12 protein-coding genes are annotated in these 16,497 nt (G+C 57.5%); all 12 read right to left on the bottom strand.

The window, feature by feature from the left end; genetic code table 11:
• Window positions 1-58: 58 nt before the first annotated feature.
• Entirely contained in the window at window positions 59-2,698 is a 2,640-nt protein-coding gene (locus tag ACR3EQ_RS01870; protein ID WP_170614616.1) for a nitrate reductase, read from the bottom strand.
• Window positions 2,698-3,030: a nitrite reductase small subunit NirD gene (gene nirD, locus ACR3EQ_RS01865; protein ID WP_170614615.1), complete on the bottom strand. Its 333-nt coding sequence runs from the start codon at window positions 3,028-3,030 to the stop codon at window positions 2,698-2,700. The genes ACR3EQ_RS01870 and nirD overlap by 1 nt, the downstream gene beginning before the upstream one ends.
• Entirely contained in the window at window positions 3,027-5,462 is a 2,436-nt protein-coding gene (gene nirB / locus ACR3EQ_RS01860; RefSeq protein WP_170614614.1) for a nitrite reductase large subunit NirB, read from the bottom strand. The genes nirD and nirB overlap by 4 nt, the downstream gene beginning before the upstream one ends.
• 4 nt (window positions 5,463-5,466) lie before the next feature.
• Window positions 5,467-7,146, bottom strand: coding sequence for an ABC transporter ATP-binding protein (locus ACR3EQ_RS01855; protein WP_170614613.1), 1,680 nt, complete (start codon window positions 7,144-7,146; stop codon window positions 5,467-5,469).
• 5 nt (window positions 7,147-7,151) lie between these two features.
• Complete coding sequence (locus ACR3EQ_RS01850) at window positions 7,152-8,234, bottom strand: ABC transporter permease (protein ID WP_170614612.1); 1,083 nt, start codon at window positions 8,232-8,234, stop codon at window positions 7,152-7,154.
• Between the two features lie 73 nt (window positions 8,235-8,307).
• Window positions 8,308-9,672 carry a CmpA/NrtA family ABC transporter substrate-binding protein gene (locus ACR3EQ_RS01845; RefSeq protein ID WP_480489635.1) on the bottom strand — a complete coding sequence of 455 codons (1,365 nt, stop codon included), beginning with the start codon at window positions 9,670-9,672 and terminating at the stop codon, window positions 8,308-8,310.
• 292 nt (window positions 9,673-9,964) lie between these two features.
• Window positions 9,965-11,134 (bottom strand): ABC transporter substrate-binding protein, encoded by a 1,170-nt coding sequence (locus ACR3EQ_RS01840; RefSeq protein WP_170614610.1) that lies wholly within the window; start codon window positions 11,132-11,134, stop codon window positions 9,965-9,967.
• The gene (locus ACR3EQ_RS01835; RefSeq protein WP_170614609.1) at window positions 11,131-11,715 is read right to left on the bottom strand and encodes an ANTAR domain-containing protein; all 585 of its coding nucleotides are present in this window, start codon (window positions 11,713-11,715) and stop codon (window positions 11,131-11,133) included. The genes ACR3EQ_RS01840 and ACR3EQ_RS01835 overlap by 4 nt, the downstream gene beginning before the upstream one ends.
• Before the next feature lie 245 nt (window positions 11,716-11,960).
• A complete protein-coding gene (gene xylA / locus ACR3EQ_RS01830; RefSeq protein WP_170614608.1) occupies window positions 11,961-13,268 on the bottom strand; it encodes a xylose isomerase in 1,308 nt (435 codons plus the stop codon).
• Between the two features lie 9 nt (window positions 13,269-13,277).
• Entirely contained in the window at window positions 13,278-14,081 is an 804-nt protein-coding gene (locus ACR3EQ_RS01825) for an ATP-binding cassette domain-containing protein (RefSeq protein ID WP_170614607.1), read from the bottom strand.
• Window positions 14,081-15,379 (bottom strand): sugar ABC transporter permease, encoded by a 1,299-nt coding sequence (locus ACR3EQ_RS01820; protein ID WP_170614606.1) that lies wholly within the window; start codon window positions 15,377-15,379, stop codon window positions 14,081-14,083. Before ACR3EQ_RS01820 ends, ACR3EQ_RS01825 begins: the two co-directional genes overlap by 1 nt.
• Before the next feature lie 62 nt (window positions 15,380-15,441).
• A complete protein-coding gene (xylF, locus tag ACR3EQ_RS01815; RefSeq protein WP_480441309.1) occupies window positions 15,442-16,425 on the bottom strand; it encodes a D-xylose ABC transporter substrate-binding protein in 984 nt (327 codons plus the stop codon).
• Window positions 16,426-16,497 lie beyond the last annotated feature (72 nt).

The raw sequence follows: 16,497 nt of genomic DNA, 5'->3' as shown, positions 1-16,497 counted from the left end.
GTAGAAAATAGAACTTGGCTTCGCTGTTTCCAGACGCTGGACAGCCCCCTACTCCACCTCACGCCAAGTTCGTCTGGCAAAGCCGTTCCGAATGTTCAACGACCAAATCGGCAAGCTCCGGCCGACACGAACCACAATTCGTTCCAGCTTGAAGGGCGTCTCCGATTTCATCCACATCAACCAGTTTTTCGTCGTGAATTGCGCGGATTATGGCTTTTAGCCCGACGCCGAAACACGAACAAATCATCGGGCCGCAGTCTTCCAGTTCCGCTGATGACCGACCGGACAAAATCTGGTGTGGTGCGACCTCGGGCAAAGCTGCAAGATAGTCTCGCATCAGCGTGACCGGCTCAGAAGATACAAACAGCACCGCCAACAGGCGTTGCCCCTCTGAGAACGCAATTCTGAATGACCCGCGCCTTTGATCTTCTATCAAAGTAGACACGGCATCGGGCAGGCCGAACCATTCTCGGGCAGTACTCTCCCAATCCTCGGCAACATGGTATCCTGCCAGTTCCAGCCTGTAACCTTTGTCCGTCTTTGCAATCGCCCAATACTCCGACTTTGGCGATGGGGCCCCAACAGAGACTGCAAACCCGTACCAGGCAGCATTCATGCGCCGAACAGACACGGCCGTTGCCTTGCTCTCCGGTTGTCCCGAGATGGGGTCCGTCACAGTTGGAATCAGCGCATCCACACGGGCCGCCGGGGCCGTTTCCCCCGTCCAGTGAATCGGCGCGAACACTTGGCCGGGCGCGACGGTGTCGGTGATGCGAAGTCGAAATATCCCAGTTCCGACCGAACTATTGATCTCGACCAAATCGGCAGAGCCGAGGTTCAGATGGCGCGCGTCCTCGGGGTTCACTTCCACATAAGGTTCGGCGAGATGAGCCGATAGACGAGGTGACAATCCGGACCGGGTCATCGTGTGCCACTGGTCCCGAATTCGCCCCGTATTCAAAAGAAATGGGTATTGCGTTGATGTTTTCGCAACCGGTGGCTTATGGGAAACGGGCACAAAACGTGCTTTCCTATCAGGATGGAAAAACTGACCGTCACCAAAGAACCGTCCGTCCGTTCCACCAGGTATCACCGGCCATCGCGTCGGGCTTAGTTCATTGTATTCTTCCTCCGTAATATCCGCGAGCTTTGAGACGTCAAAATCCCTGCCAAAAGATTTAGCCACTGAGGACAACGCCGCGTATTCCCGAAAAATCTGCGCCGGAGAGTCGTAGCTGAATGGCGTTTTCCACCCCATGCGACGACCGACGTCCGAAAGGATATCCCAGTCTGCACGTGCCTGCCCGGGAGGTGCCAGAACGGCGCGCTGTCTGCTGATTGTGCGATCCGAATTGGTTACGGTGCCACTTTTTTCCGCCCAGCCTGTCGCTGGCAACAGCACATCCGCAAGACGTGCCGTATCCGTCCGGACCGTCAGGTCACTGACAACGGTGAAGGGACATTTCTCAATGGCTTGTCGCACGCTATCCGCATCAGGCATTGAAACCGCAGGATTGCTGTGAATGACCCAAAGCGCCCTGATCTGACCCTCTTTCACGGCACGAAACAGGTCCACTGCCTTAAGCCCCTGTTTTTCACAGATCTTCGGCGCGTTCCAGAAATGTTGAACGGCCGTGCGGTGGCTTTCATTCTCGATATCCAGGTGACAGGCCAGCATGTTGGCCAATCCACCCACCTCTCGGCCACCCATGGCATTGGGCTGACCGGTAACGGAAAACGGGCCCATCCCTTCGCGCCCGATCCGACCCGTCGCCAGATGACAATTGAGGATCGCGTTCACTTTGTCCGTCCCGCTAGAGGATTGGTTCACGCCCTGACTGAAGATGGTGACCACACGCTCGGTCCCGGTCCAAAGATCACAAAATGTCTCGATCTCTTCGGTGGTCAGGCCCGTAACTGTCGGGTCGTCCCGCTGCGCCGTTCTAAGCGCCTCATCAAAGCCGACAGTCTGCTCCAGAAATTCAGGCACGACGTGTCCGCCTTCGTGAATGCTGACAAGCAATCTGTTGAACAAAGCAACATCGCTGCCCGGATGCAAAGCCAGATGAAGGTCGGCCTGATCGCAGCTTGCTGTACGGCGCGGGTCGACAACAACGATCCTTGTCCCACGTGACTGTCGCGCCGCCAGAACGCGCTGGTATAAAACCGGATGACACCAGGCGAGGTTGGACCCGACCAGAACCACCAGGTCGGCCTGATCAATATCCTCGTAGGTACCCGGCACAGTGTCTGACCCAAAGGCGCGTTTGTGGCCAGCCACGGTTGAGGCCATGCAGAGCCTGGAATTCGTATCGATATTGGCCGAACCGATGAACCCTTTCATCAGCTTGTTGGCGACATAGTAATCCTCGGTCAGCATCTGCCCTGACACGTAGAACGCGACACTGTCCGGTCCGTAGGCCTCGATAGTGGACAAAAAGCGATCGGCGACCAGTTGCAGGGCTTCGTCCCACGGCACATCCTTTCCAAATGCTTGCGGGGCCAGAAGGCGTTGATCCAGTCCGACCGTTTCACCCAAAGCCAATCCCTTTGAGCATAAACGCCCATGGTTCGCCGGATGATCCGGATCGCCGCGTACCGCCAAACCGCCGGCGCCATCAGGGCGCAACAGAACACCGCAACCAACACCGCAATAAGCGCAGGTGGACCGGATTTCAGGCAGCCCGGTTCCGTCCATCAGGCCGCACTCCGCCGGGTTGCCGCTTTGTCGTCCAGCAGGATACGACTGCCTTCCAGCCGCACCGGATAGGTGGTGATGCGACCATCATCCGCGCCCTGAGCCTCGCCCGTGTTCAGATCGAAGACCCAATTGTGCAAGGGACAAGTCACCGACTGACCATGCACGATGCCTTCGGACAGCGGGCCGCCCTTATGGGGACAATTATTGGTAGCTGCGAAGACTTCGGCCTCGGCAGTTCGGAAAATCGCAATGCAGCCGATATGAGTTTTTATCAGGCGCGCCCCGCGCAGTGGCACCTCATCGATATGCCCGACGTCGATCCAGCTCATTCTGCGGCCTCCAATGTGAAATCTGCAATCGGCGCGTAGGTTTGCGCCTTGTCCCGCACATGTTCGGCCCACGGGTCCTTGCGGTAGATGCTTTGAGACAGCTCGAACCTTTCGACCAGAGCCGCGCGGTTTTCCAGATCGTCGACCACATGCCCCCTGATCCAACCCATGCCGACTTTGCCCATCCATTTATACAAACGATCCAAGTACTTGCCGCCTTCCCGATAGGCCTGAGTGACGGCCATCACAACCTCGATTGCTTCGTCTTCGGTTGGCACCTGGCACAGCAATTCGGTCTCTTTCACATCCATTCCGGCAGCTCCGCCGATGCTGATCTGAAACCCAGAGTCCACGCAAACCACGCCGATATCCTTGCAGGTGGCCTCGGCACAGTTGCGCGGGCAGCCCGACACGGCCAGCTTCAGCTTGTGAGGCGTCCACGACCCCCACAGGATTTTCTCAAGCTTGATCCCAAGCCCGCTGCTGTTCTGCGTTCCAAACCGACAATGATCTGTTCCGACACAGGTCTTCACCGTGCGCAAACCCTTGGAATAAGCATGGCCCGAGACCAGACCCGCCTTGTTCAGATCCGACCAGATCGCGGGCAGGTCCTCACCCTTCACGCCCAGAAGGTCGATCCGCTGGCCACCAGTGACCTTGACGGTTGGCACGTCGTATTTATCCGCCGCATCCGCGATGGCGCGCAGTTCTTCTGGTGTGGTAATCCCACCCCACATACGGGGCACCACGCTGAACGTGCCATCCTTTTGGATGTTTGCGTGCTTGCGTTCGTTGACAAACCGGCTTTGCGGGTCGTCCTGATACTCAAGCGGCCAATCAGCCAGCAAGTAATAGTTGATCGCGGGGCGGCAGACATGGCAGCCGTTGGGCGTGTTCCATCCAAGCTCCTGCCAGACGGCAGCCTGGCTTTTCAACTCCTGCCCTTTGATCAGGCGGCGCACATCCTCATGGGTCAGATCCGTGCAGCGGCAGACGGGTTGCGCCGTTGGCATTTGGAAGTCATCACCCAAAGTGACTTGCAAGACCTGTTCGACCAAACCCGTGCATGTGCCGCAGGAGGCACTGGCCTTGGTGCTAGCGCGCACCGCGCCCAGATCGCCGGCCCCTGCATTGATCGCCTCGACGATGTTGCCCTTGCATACGCCGTTGCAGCCGCAAATCTCCGCCTCAAGCGGCAATGCTGCAACGGCTGAGAGAGGGTCCGCAGTGTCACCCCCCTGATAGGCAGGGCCGAAGATCAGCGTCTCGCGCATCTCTTCGATGCTGGTGCCGTCTTTGATTAGCCCGAAGAACCAGCTGCCATCGGCAGTGTCGCCATACATCACGGCGCCAACCAGACGATCTTCTTCGATCACAAGCCGTTTATAGACCCCGCGCGAGGGGTCTCGGAACACAATATCCTCGCGCTCGGGGCCTTCGGCAAAATCGCCTGCGCTGAACAGGTCGCAGCCGGTGACTTTCAACTTGGTCGAGAGGGTTTTCTGTGCGAATGCAGCGTCTTCCGCCAGCAACGACTGCGCTGCCACCTTCGCCTGATCGTAAAGCGGCGCGACAAGGCCAAAGATTTCTCCGTCATGTTCGACGCATTCGCCCACGGCAAAAACGTCCGGGTCCGAGGTCAGCATCTGGTCATCCACATGAATGCCGCGCCCAGTGGCCAGACCGGCCTCCTGCGCCAGTGCCGTATTGGGGCGGATTCCAACTGCCATGACCAGCAGGTCGCAGGGCAACTCGGTCCCATCGTCCAACAAAAGCGCGCGGACCTTGCCATCCTGTCCGAGGATTTCCTTGGAGTTCGCCTGCAGGCAAATCCTGATGCCTTTGTCCTCCAGCGACTTCTTCAGCAAATACCCGGCTGCTTCGTCCAGCTGGCGCTCCATCAGGTGGCCCATGATGTGAACGACGGTAACGTCCACGCCGTGGGCGGCCATGCCTGCAGCCGCCTCAAGACCCAGCAAACCGCCACCGATCACAACGACCTTGTTGCCCGGGCCCATACCCATCATCTGCCGGGTATCTTCCAGATCGCGATAAGCGATCACGCCATCCAGATCATGCCCAGGCAGAGGGATCATGAACGGGTTTGACCCCGTCGCGATCAACAGCTTGTCGTATGGAACATGGCCGTTCGCCCCTTCGACCACCTTCATCTCGCGGTCGATCCTGGCCACCTTTTCGCCAAAGCGACAGGTGATCCTTCGCTCGGCGTACCAAGCGTCGTCATGGGTGACGATCTCTTCATAGGTCTTCTCACCCGACAGAACCGGGCTGAGCATGATGCGGTTGTAGTTTCCGCGCGGTTCCGCGTTGAACAGGGTGATATCGAACGCATCTGGTGCAGCATCGGTCAGGTGCTCCAGCACCCGGCCCGAAGCCATGCCTGCGCCTATGACAACTAGTCTTTGTTTCATGGTTTCACTCCGCTGCAATCGCCTTGGGGGCAGGCGATTTCGGCTTGGCGCCGTGTTCGTATTCTTCAAGGAAGTCCAGAACTTCCTGCCGGTAGGCGTAGTAATCGGGGTGTTCCAACAATGCCTTACGGGTCCTTGGGCGCGGCAGGTCGACCTCGGTGATTTTCCCGATGGTCGCTTGCGGACCATTGGTCATCATCACCACGCGATCGGCCAGAAGGATCGCCTCGTCCACGTCATGGGTCACACAGATCGCGGTGACCTTGGTACGGGACCAGACCTCCATCAGGACTTCCTGCAATTCCCAGCGCGTCAGGCTGTCGAGCATCCCAAAGGGCTCATCCAGCAGTAGCAGTTTGGGCGACAGCGCAAAGGCGCGGGCGATGCCGACGCGTTGTTTCATGCCGTTCGACAGATCGGAGGCAGACTTGTCCATCGCGTCAGCTAGACCGACACGTTCCAGATAGTATTCGACCACATCTTGCCGCTCGGCCATGCTGGCCTTGGGGTAGACCTTGTCGACGCCAATGGCGACATTTTCCTTGGCGCTAAGCCAGGGGAACAGGTTGGGCGACTGGAACACCACGGCGCGCTCGGGATCGGCGCCTTCGACGTGGCGGCCATCCAACTTGATCGCACCCTTCGAGATTTCGTTTAGCCCGGCAGCCATAGTCAGAACCGTGGACTTGCCACAGCCGGAGTGGCCGATCAGTGAGATGAACTCGCCCTTGTCGATCTTCAGATCGAAATCCTCAACCACGGTCAGCGGACCTTTGGGCGTCGGGTAGACCTTGTGCAGTTGCGAGAAATCGAGAAAGCGGTTCTCGATCATTCCTTTCTGTGCCTCGGCAACAGCAGTGGGGACTCCGTGGATTGGCGTGACATCGGGCAGGATGCGCGAGCCTTCGACTTTGGCCTCGATACCCACATCCATGAGATACTTGGTGACGTCTGCACGCAGACGTTTGAAGGTCTCGTCGTTGTTCATCGCGCCCCGATCCCGTGGACGCGGGATCGACACGCGGAACTCCTGCCCCAAAGTCCCGTCCGGGTTCAGAGCGATGATCCGGTCGGCCAGGATGATCGCCTCATCCACATCATTGGTGATAAGGACACAGGTCTTTTTGTCGGCTTCCCAGATATGTTCGATCTCATCGGCCAGATTGGCGCGGGTCAGCGCATCCAGCGCCGACAAAGGCTCATCAAGCAGAAGAACTTCGGGGTTCATCGACAGCGCGCGCGCCACGTTAACCCGCTGGCGCATCCCGCCGGACAACTCCGCCGGGCGGCGCGAGGCGGCGTGGCTGAGTCCAACCATCTTGACGTAATCCGCCACTTTTTCGGCTTTCTCGGCCTTGCTTAGGCCAGGAAAGACCGTATCCACCGCCAGACCCACATTGCCGCTGACCGTCAACCACGGCATCAGCGAGTAGTTCTGGAAGATCACGCCACGTTCCGGGCCCGGCCCCTTGATCGGAGTGCCTTTGAACGTGACCTCGCCCTTGGTCGGCATATCCAGGCCGGCCATCAAATTGATCAGCGTCGTCTTGCCGGTACCCGAGAAGCCGAGGATCACCAGAAACTCGCCCTCTTGCACATCCAGATCGATCCCTTTCAGAACAACGGTCCGCGCGGTGCCTTCACCAAAGGATTTCGAGGCGTTCTTGAAGCTCAGAATGCTCATCTCGATCACCGGTTATTCGTAAAGGTAAAGAGGGATTGCAGCGCGTACATCACCCGGTCCAGCAAGAAGCCGATGATGCCGATGGTGAAAACCGCAACCATGATCTTGGCCAGAGAGCTGGACGAGCCATTCTGGAATTCATCCCAGACAAACTTGCCAAGACCGGGGTTCTGCGCCAGCATTTCAGCCGCGATCAAGACCATCCAGCCAACACCAAGCGACAGGCGCAGACCGGTAAAGATCAACGGCAGGGCCGAAGGCAGCACCAGCTTAGTGATCTTGGTATAGGTGTTCATTTTCAGTACCTTGGAGACGTTAACCAGGTCCTTGTCGATAGAGGCTACACCCAGTGAAGTGTTGATCAGCGTTGGCCACAGCGAACACAAGGTCACGGTGATAGCCGAGATCAGGAAGGACTTGGCAAACCACCCGTCATTGGTGACATAAACTGCCGAGACGATCATGGTGACGATCGGCAGCCATGCCAGTGGAGACACGGGTTTGAATATCTGGATCAGCGGGTTCAGCGCAGCGTTTGCTGTTGGCGACAGACCCGCCGCAATGCCAAGCGGGACGGCCACCACCGTTGCGATCAGAAACCCGAAGAACACGGTTTTGATCGAGGTCCAGATCTGCTGGTAGTAGGATGGCGCGCCCGTGTAAGCGACCTGCTTGACCTCTTCCGCGCGGCCGGCGTCGATCAGCTTTTGGTTTCGCTTCTCGACCATCGCCTCGAACTTGGCGCGTTTGGCGGCTTTGGCTTGCGCGTCCTCGTTCAGATTGACCATTTCCGCCCAAACCTGAGCCGGTCCGGGGACCGCACCCAAAGAGGTCTGCACCTTGGGGGCCAAAGTCGCCCACAGCAGCAGAAATGCGCAAATCGACAAAAGGGGGACCACCAGCAACCGCCAGATCTCGGTCATCTGCGCGCGCGGGTTGTCCCCCGCTGCTGCTTTCAGCACCGGGGTGGCCCAACTGAGGCCAAGGACCTGAAACCATTTATCGGCGGCATTAATACGGGTAAAAAGGCGGGCGCGGCGGTCCTCTCGGGCGGCGTCTGCATTGAATTCTGGATCGACCGTTGTCATCTGATGTGTCCTTGCGATGGCGGGGCACTTGTGAGCGTCGCGCCTGACCCAAGCCGGGCGCAGTGTTGCGGGGTTAGCCTTGCACGTCCGAACCGACGATCTTCTGATCGCCCTTCAGACCAATGGACAGACTTTCGAGGTAGGCGTTGGGGGTGCGGCCGTCATAGGCGATGCCGTCAATGATATCCTCGACCGGGGTCGGCGCCTTGTAACCGTCGCTGTTCCAAGGGAAGTCAGCCTCATTGGCCAAGCCCTCGTCGACCAGCAGGCGCGCGGCTTCCAGATAGATCTTGGGTTTGTAGACGGACTTGGCGACCTCGTCATACCAACTGTCCGGTTTTGCGTCGGCGATCTGACCCCATCGGCGCATCTGGGTCAGGTACCAGACAGCGTCCGAGTAGAACGGGTAAGTCGCGTTGTAGCGGAAAAACACGTTGAAATCAGGAACTTCGCGCTTGTCACCCTTCTCGTATTCAAATGTGCCGGTCATCGAGTTCGCGATAACGTCGTAATCCGCGCCGACATATTCTGGACGGCTGAGGATTTCGACGGCCTCGGGGCGGTTGGCGTTATCGTTTTCATCCAACCACATGGCGGCGCGGATCAAGGCCTTGGTCACGGCCAGCGTGGTGTTCGGATACCCCTCCGCAAATTCGGCGGTGATGCCAAAAACTTTTTCGGGGTTGTTCTTCCAGAGCTCATAGTCGGTGATGACCGGAACGCCGATGCCCTTGAACACGGCCTGCTGGTTCCACGGCTCCCCCACGCAGTAACCATAGATCGTACCAGCCTCGAGCGTCGCAGGCATCTGCGGCGGAGGGGTTACGGACAGGAACACATCCGCGCCAATCTGGCCAGTTACGTTCTCGGGGCTGTAGTAGCCGGGGTGCAGACCGCCAGCGGCGAGCCAGTAGCGTAATTCGTAATTGTGCGTCGAAACTGGGAAAACCATGCCCATGTTGAAGGGCTTGCCTTCGGATTTGTACTTCTCTACCACCGGGGCCAGAGCCTCGGCACTGATCGGATGCTGCGGGCGACCATCCTCCATCACCGGGATATTCGGTTTCATTTCTTCCCAGATTTCGTTGGACACGGTGATGCCGTTGCCGTTCAGATCCATCGAAAATGGCGTGATGATATGCGCCTCGGTCCCGTATCCGATGGTCGCAGCCAGTGGCTGCCCCGCCAGCATATGCGCGCCGTCCAGCTGCCCGTCGATCACACCGTCCAACAGCACTTTCCAGTTGGCCTGCGCCTCAAGCGTGACGAACAAACCTTCGTCCAGGAAATATCCCTGCTCATAGGCCACTGCCAACGGTGCCATGTCCGTCAACTTGATAAAACCAAAGGTCAGTTCATCTTTTTCCAGTTCAAGTTCGGCCAGAGCGGGAGAAACAAGCGCGGTAGTTGCCGCAAAGCTCAAGATCAGTTTCTTCATCACATTTCCCTTCGGTTCGGCCCAATCAGGGCGCGTGGCTGCCCGTTTGCCTTCGGGCACAAAAAAAGCCGCCGACACACACCGCCGGGAGGAGTTGGCGGTTGGTCGAGCGGCTTTGCTCTTGATAGATGCCCATGGACATGGGCGCATTCTGTCGGATGGCTCCGTTGCCTGCCGATGGCTTCAGTAAGCCGACAAAACGTGGTCGCGTCATCTGTATTTTGAAGGATGGCTGAAATTTTTCCGCATTGCAGCATTGCGCGATGCTGCAATGCGGAAAAAATGTGCACACCTACTCGGAAGGCTCGAAAATACGTCGATCAAAGAAGACATTCCGAGACAGAATCAGGCTGCCCTTGGCTGATGCAACTGCCATTGGTTCCGGCAAGGCACCTTCCAGTTTCTCGGACGCACCCGGGGTCTCAATTCCTGATCGATGCATCGCTTGACGGTACAAGTCGCTCCGAAAGACCTTGGCTGCTGCATGTTCGGCAGCACCAACTTCAAGGCCGTTTCGCTTCGCCATTTGATGTGCAATCCACTTGGCCTGACTGCGCCACGGAAAAGTTGCCGCGCCTTCAAAAAACTCTACGAACCCCTCAACATGGCGGTGTTCTCCACTTGGAGAGATCGCAAATTCCCCCATCAAGGCGCGATCGACCAGTTCCGGGGACACATTCAGATAGGCTTTGCGCGCCAACATCTCGGACGCCGTAGAACGGCTGTCGGGATTGGACAACCACCGCCCGGCACGCCAAACCGCGCGCATAAGGCTGCCCAGAAGATGTGGTTCGGTCTGGGCCCAATCGTTTCTGACGGCCAGCACCTTTTCCGGCGCGCAATTCCAGATTGCCCGACCGGGCAACAGCAAAGCCCCAAACTGGTCCTCGACAGCAAACGACCCCCAGGGTTCCCCAACGCAGAACGCATCAATCTCTCGTGCAGCAAGCGCCTGCGCCATCAAAGGTGGAGGAACAGTACGGATCTCGACGTTTTTTGAAGCCAGCTCGGTTCCGGCCACCCAATATCGCAGCAACTCGACATGCATTGAAAATGGAAACGGCACCCCGAAGATCAGAGTGTCGTCGGCGGCCTTTGCGAGTGCAGCGCCGGCAGCTTTTGCATCGATGAAGTCGAAACCATATCCCTGATCCACCAACTTCCGGGCCAGTTGTGCGCCAACTCCGACGACATTGCCATTCAGCGACAGAACGGAAACAGCGGATATCGGGGTCGTGATCCCACCCAGCCCAAGTGCTATTGCGACAGGGATCGGAGATAATAAATGTGCAGCATCGACGTGCCCAAAAGCCAACATGTCGCGCAACGAAGACCAGGACGGTGCGGGACGAAGATCCAGCGAGATCCCTTCGGCGTGGTCAAAGCCCATCTCGCGGGCGACAACCAAGGGGGCAGCATCCACCAAAGGCATATAAGCAACCGGGAGCGTCACGGTTCTCATGACAACAACCCCGACGCCGTCACCAGTGCGTCGGCCACTTCGGCCACCCGACGGTTTTGATTCATGGCCGTCTTTCGTAACAGGGCGTAAGCTTCATCTTCCGGCACGCCTCTGGACTTCATTATCAAGCCTTTGGCCTTGTCAATCACCTTGCGCTCTTCCAAGGCGCGGCGCGTTTCCGCCAGTTCCACGCGAATTTGGCGCAGGACCTGGAACCTGGCGATTGCAATATCCATCACTGGCTTGATGCGGTCGGCCTGCAATCCATCCACGACATAAGCCGACACTCCGGCCTCGACCGCTGCCCTTGCCAATCCCCCTGCCGCGCCGGACACGAACATCGCAACCGGGCGCTCCAACGGGCCGGACGCGACCGTCAGTTCCTCCAGCATATCGCGGGACGGATTGTCGATATCAATCAACACAATATCCGGGTCGTGGGTGGCAATCTTGCGCGCCAGGCCCGAAACATTGCCGATCACAAAGACATCTACATCCCCATACGCTTTCAAGGCGTCAACTATAGCGAAAGCGCGGTCGTGGTTCTGCTCGACCACAACGACGGTCAGGTTTTGGCTCATGACTAGTCAACTGAGCTCTGCCCACCTCAACCACAATTGGAAAGTCCTCCACCCCTTCCTTCGGCGGCAGAATTGCTCAATTATTCAGCGATCATTGGCGCTATGCAAAGATACAGGGCAGATTGACTGACATGTCGGCATGTCGAATTGTTCTGCGGATCAATTTGTTGGACAGGTCCCGCAAGCGCTATGGACTGCCAAATGTGTCAATCTCTCAGTACCCGCTTATTGAATGCAGCCCCTGTTCAGACAAACCTGTTTACATAGTTCTCCAGGATTTCCTGATGTCCCGATTGCGGCCTCGGATTTATGTTCTCACGCAAAACGCGCGCAGCAATCTCTTCCAGACCGCTATCCAGCATCGTCGCCGCTGAAGGCGTGTTCCAGCCCGAGTAACGCTTCGACAGCTCAGCTTCCAAACCGCCATCTTCAATCATGGCGGCAGCGGCCTTCAAACCCCGGGCGCAGATATCCATTCCCCCGACATGGGCAGCCACCAGATCTTTTGCATCAATGGACTGGCGTCGGATTTTTGCGTCGAAATTTGTGCCTCCGGTGGTAAAGCCGCCGGCCTTCAATATGTAATAATAAGCCAAGGCTACTTCCGGCGTGTTATTTGGGAACTGGTCAGTGTCCCAACCCGACTGGTAGTCGTTGCGGTTCATATCGATCGAGCCCAGCATTCCCTCGGCTGCGGCCACTGCAATTTCATGCTCAAAGCTGTGCCCTGCAAGGATCGCATGCCCCTGCTCGAGATTTAGTTTCACCTCGTTCTCCAGACCGTATTTCCTGAGGAACCCGATGCAGGTTGCCGCGTCATAGTCGTATTGGTGTTTGGACGGCTCCTGTGGTTTGGGTTCTACCAGAATGGTGCCCTTGAACCCGATCTTGTTTTTATACTCCACGACCATATTCAGAAACCGACCCATGTGGTCCAGTTCGGTTTTCATATCCGTGTTCAGCAGGGTCTCGTACCCTTCGCGCCCGCCCCAAAGTACATAGTTTTCACCACCGAGCTTGTGGGTCGCGTCCAGGCAGGATTTCACCGTGGCCGCTGCAAAGGCAAAAACGTCGGGATCAGGATTGGTGCTGGCGCCGGCCATCCAGCGGCGATGGCTGAACATATTGGCCGTGCCCCAAAGCAACTTTGTGCCGGACACCTGCATCTTTTGGCCTATGTAATCCGTGATTTCTTCCAGAGTTCTCAGGTTTTCCGCAAAATTTCCCTGTTCGGGCCGGATGTCAGCGTCGTGCCAGCAGAAGTAGGGCTGGCCGAGCACTTCGAACATCTCAAAAGCAATATCTGCCTTCAAACGAGCCCGCCCCATATCATCCTGAGGATGCCACAGGCGTTCAAAAGTTGGACCACCGAAGGGGTCTCCGCCCTCCCACGCGAATGAGTGCCACCAGGCGACTGCAAACCTCAGATGATCTTCCATGCGTTTGCCCATGACAATCTCGTCTGGATCATAGTGCCGGAAGGCCAGCGGGTTTTTGCTGTCCGCGCCTTCAAACCGGATCCGCTCGATCCCTTCAAAAAATCCGCTTGGCATTTCTGCCCCCTACTCTGCTTTTTGTTCTGGCTGCTTGCCGAGAATGATCATCGACAGAAGGTCGTCATCGGTGACATCTGCGATATCGACCGTTCCGACCAGTTTCCCATTCTTCATGACCGAGGCGCGGTCACACAGCTCCATAACGGCATGAACATCGTGATCGATCAGGAAGATACCGATACCTTGCGCCTTTAGCTGGTGGATCAGATCCGCCACCATCTGCGTTTCATGCGGCCCAAGAGCCGCTGTCGGCTCGTCCATAATCAGAATGCGCGCATTGAAGTAGACAGCCCGGGCAATTGCCACGGATTGTCTTTGCCCCCCCGACAACGCGGAAACCGGGTCATTGAACTTCTGAAAATTGGGGTTCAGCTGCGCCATGATCTTGCGGCACTCAGCCTCCATGGCTGCATCGTTGACCAACCCGAAAGGCGTCGTCATCTCGCGCCCCAGGAAAAGGTTCGACGTTGCATCCAGATTGTCGGCCAAGGCGAGCGTTTGGTAGATCGTTTCGATGTTGTTCGCGCGGGCATCACGGGGGTTTCCGATCTCGACACGTTTGCCGTCGATCAAAATTTCGCCCTGATCCATTTGATAGGCACCGGACAGGACCTTTATCAAAGTGGATTTCCCGGCCCCGTTATGCCCGAGCAAACCAACCACCTCACCGGGATAGAGATCGACAGACACATGGTCGACGGCCTTGATCCCGCCGAAGGAGATCGAGATATCGCGCATCTCGACCAATGGCGGCGTGCCAGATCCGCGGCCAGCATTGGTTGGTGTTTTCTGCGTGTCCTGAGCTTGCATCACTTTGCCCCCAGTCGCTTGCGATAGACGATGTCGATATAGACGGCCAGTACAAGAACGCTACCGACCACGATGTTCTGAAACGGTGCATCGACGCCAACCATGGCCATGCCAGATTGCAGCGCTTGCATGATCAATGCGCCAAGGATCGCGCCGTATATGGTGCCGATGCCGCCAGACAACGCGGTTCCACCGATGACGGCAGCGGCAATGACCCTCAGTTCATCCAGCGTGCCAATGTCGTTCGAATGGTTTGCAAGGCGGGCCGAGGCGACCACGGCCGAAACAGCGCACAGAAAGCCCATCAGTGCAAAAATCTTCACGGTCAGCAGACGTGTATTGATGCCCGAAAGTTCTGCCGCATCCGGGTTGCCACCAGTGGCAAAGATGTAGCGCCCGAACCGGGTTTTTCGCGCCACGACCGTAAGTGTCACCGCCACGATGATCAGGATGAGGACAGAAATCGGTATGCCGTACCCGACGACCAGCCCTTCGGGCATCGTCTCTCCGCGCGCCTCGAACATCCGCTGCAATCGGCGCGTCGGAATGGCGTAGCTGTTGACGATGTAGACGTAGCCAAGGATGGCAATTGCGATTATCCCGGCCAGGGTGGCCTCGGCCCAAACAGGCTTAACGGGGAAGCCATGCGCGGCTTTTGCGCGACGGCCGCTCCACAAGGCCCAGATGGCGATCCCGGTGGCAAACAAGCCAAACAGCCAGCTTGTCGTTGCCCCCAAGGTTCCGTTGGTTCCGCCAAACATCAGGAACTTACTGTCCAGAGGACCAATGGTCTGGCCGCTGGTCAAATACCATGCCACGTTCCTCCAGACCAGAAACCCGCCTAGAGTGACGATGAAGGCCGGTATCGTCAGGTACCCGACCATCCAGCCGTGAAAAGCACCGATCAATGTGCCGACAAACAACCCCACGACTATGGTAATCGCCCAGGTTGCCGGGTTGTTCAAACCCATCCCGAGGACCTGTGGCAAAAGTTCGGTTTGCGTCATTGCCATCACGGCCGAAGTCGTTGCCAGCAACGCGCCGACCGACAGATCAATGTGACGCGTGACGATTATGAACACCATCCCGCAGGCCATGATTGCCACCGAAACCGTCTGAATTGACAGGTTGAACAGGTTGCGAGGTGTCAGGAACCGCCCATCGGTGACGATGTTGAACCCGATGCACAGGATGACAAACGCGCCGATCATTCCCAAAAGCCGCATATCCAGTTCCAATTGCTGGAACAGGCTGGGTTTCGCTTTTTCAGGTACCGGCTGAGACGAAGTTTCGGTCATTTCCGATCTTTCATAGTCAGCAATAGTCCCCGGCCCCCAAAAAGGGCCAGGGACTTTAGGTTTTAGTTACAGGGGGCCGGGCCGTTTTCGACGCCCTGGCACAAGTCTTCCAGCGGAATCCATCCGGCATCCACCACAACAGTCAGGTTGTCTTTGGTGATCGGTACCGGCGCCAGGAAGACCGAGTTCATCGCAGTGCCACCCGGCGAAGTCCAGCTGACCGCGCCTTCAACATCTGCAGGACTTGTACCACCGCTCAGCGCCAATGCGATTTCACCAGCCGCTTTGCCCAATTCACGGGCATCTTTCCAAACCGAAACGGTTTGAGTGCCCAGTGCAACCCGGTTCAGCGCTGCGTGGTCGCCATCCTGACCCGACACCGGAATGCCTTCCATGCCCTGTGCCGTCAGGGCCGCAACAACACCGCCTGCAGTTCCGTCATTCGAAGCGACAACCGCGTCCACCTTGTTTTCATTTGCGGTCAAAATCTGCTCCATGTTCCGCTGTGCGTTCGCGGGAAGCCAGCCATCCGTATAGGCCTCGCCGACAATTACGATGTCACCACTGTCGACGGCTGCTCCGATGATTTCTTGTTGGCCGCCCCGCAGGAAGTCAGCGTTCGGATCGGTCGGCGAACCTTTGATCATGACGTAGTTGCCCTTGGGCATGGCCGCAAAAACGGCCCGGGCCTGCATTCTGCCAACCTCGACGTTGTCAAAGGTCAGGTAAAACGCACGGTCGTCCTCGATAAGGCGGTCATAAGCAATGACCGGGATGCCTTCGTCAGCCGCCGCCTGAACCGCCGGTCCGATAGCCTGTGCGTCCTGCGCCAGAATGATAAGGGCGTCCACACCCTGGGCGATCAGGCTTTCGATGTCCGAAAGCTGCTTTGCGGAAGACGATTGCGCATCTGCCGAAATGTATTCGGCGCCCCCTGCTTCCAGCGCCGATTTGATGGCCGCTTCGTCCGTCTTCCAGCGTTCTTCCTGAAAGTTGGACCAGCTTACACCGACCACCGGCTCTGCGAATGCAACCGTGGCCAGCATAGTGGCCGCAGCCGAAAAGCTGAGAATTCGTTTCATGATTTCCTCCCATATGCCGAGCCATCGCTTCTCGAT

Source organism: Ruegeria sp. AN11 (genome assembly GCF_056536005.1).
This window is presented reverse-complemented; position numbering and strand designations above follow the sequence as displayed.

What these genes read in the sequence shown, in the direction of transcription:
- ACR3EQ_RS01870 (WP_170614616.1), bottom strand. Translation starts at nt 2,698, where the DNA reads ATGGACGGAACCGGGCTGCCTGAAATCCGGTCCACCTGCGCTTATTGC.
- nirD (WP_170614615.1), bottom strand. Translation starts at nt 3,030, where the DNA reads ATGAGCTGGATCGACGTCGGGCATATCGATGAGGTGCCACTGCGCGGG.
- nirB (WP_170614614.1), bottom strand. Translation starts at nt 5,462, where the DNA reads ATGAAACAAAGACTAGTTGTCATAGGCGCAGGCATGGCTTCGGGCCGG.
- ACR3EQ_RS01855 (WP_170614613.1), bottom strand. Translation starts at nt 7,146, where the DNA reads ATGAGCATTCTGAGCTTCAAGAACGCCTCGAAATCCTTTGGTGAAGGC.
- ACR3EQ_RS01850 (WP_170614612.1), bottom strand. Translation starts at nt 8,234, where the DNA reads ATGACAACGGTCGATCCAGAATTCAATGCAGACGCCGCCCGAGAGGAC.
- ACR3EQ_RS01845 (WP_480489635.1), bottom strand. Translation starts at nt 9,672, where the DNA reads ATGAAGAAACTGATCTTGAGCTTTGCGGCAACTACCGCGCTTGTTTCT.
- ACR3EQ_RS01840 (WP_170614610.1), bottom strand. Translation starts at nt 11,134, where the DNA reads ATGAGAACCGTGACGCTCCCGGTTGCTTATATGCCTTTGGTGGATGCT.
- ACR3EQ_RS01835 (WP_170614609.1), bottom strand. Translation starts at nt 11,715, where the DNA reads ATGAGCCAAAACCTGACCGTCGTTGTGGTCGAGCAGAACCACGACCGC.
- xylA (WP_170614608.1), bottom strand. Translation starts at nt 13,268, where the DNA reads ATGCCAAGCGGATTTTTTGAAGGGATCGAGCGGATCCGGTTTGAAGGC.
- ACR3EQ_RS01825 (WP_170614607.1), bottom strand. Translation starts at nt 14,081, where the DNA reads ATGCAAGCTCAGGACACGCAGAAAACACCAACCAATGCTGGCCGCGGA.
- ACR3EQ_RS01820 (WP_170614606.1), bottom strand. Translation starts at nt 15,379, where the DNA reads ATGACCGAAACTTCGTCTCAGCCGGTACCTGAAAAAGCGAAACCCAGC.
- xylF (WP_480441309.1), bottom strand. Translation starts at nt 16,425, where the DNA reads ATGCTGGCCACGGTTGCATTCGCAGAGCCGGTGGTCGGTGTAAGCTGG.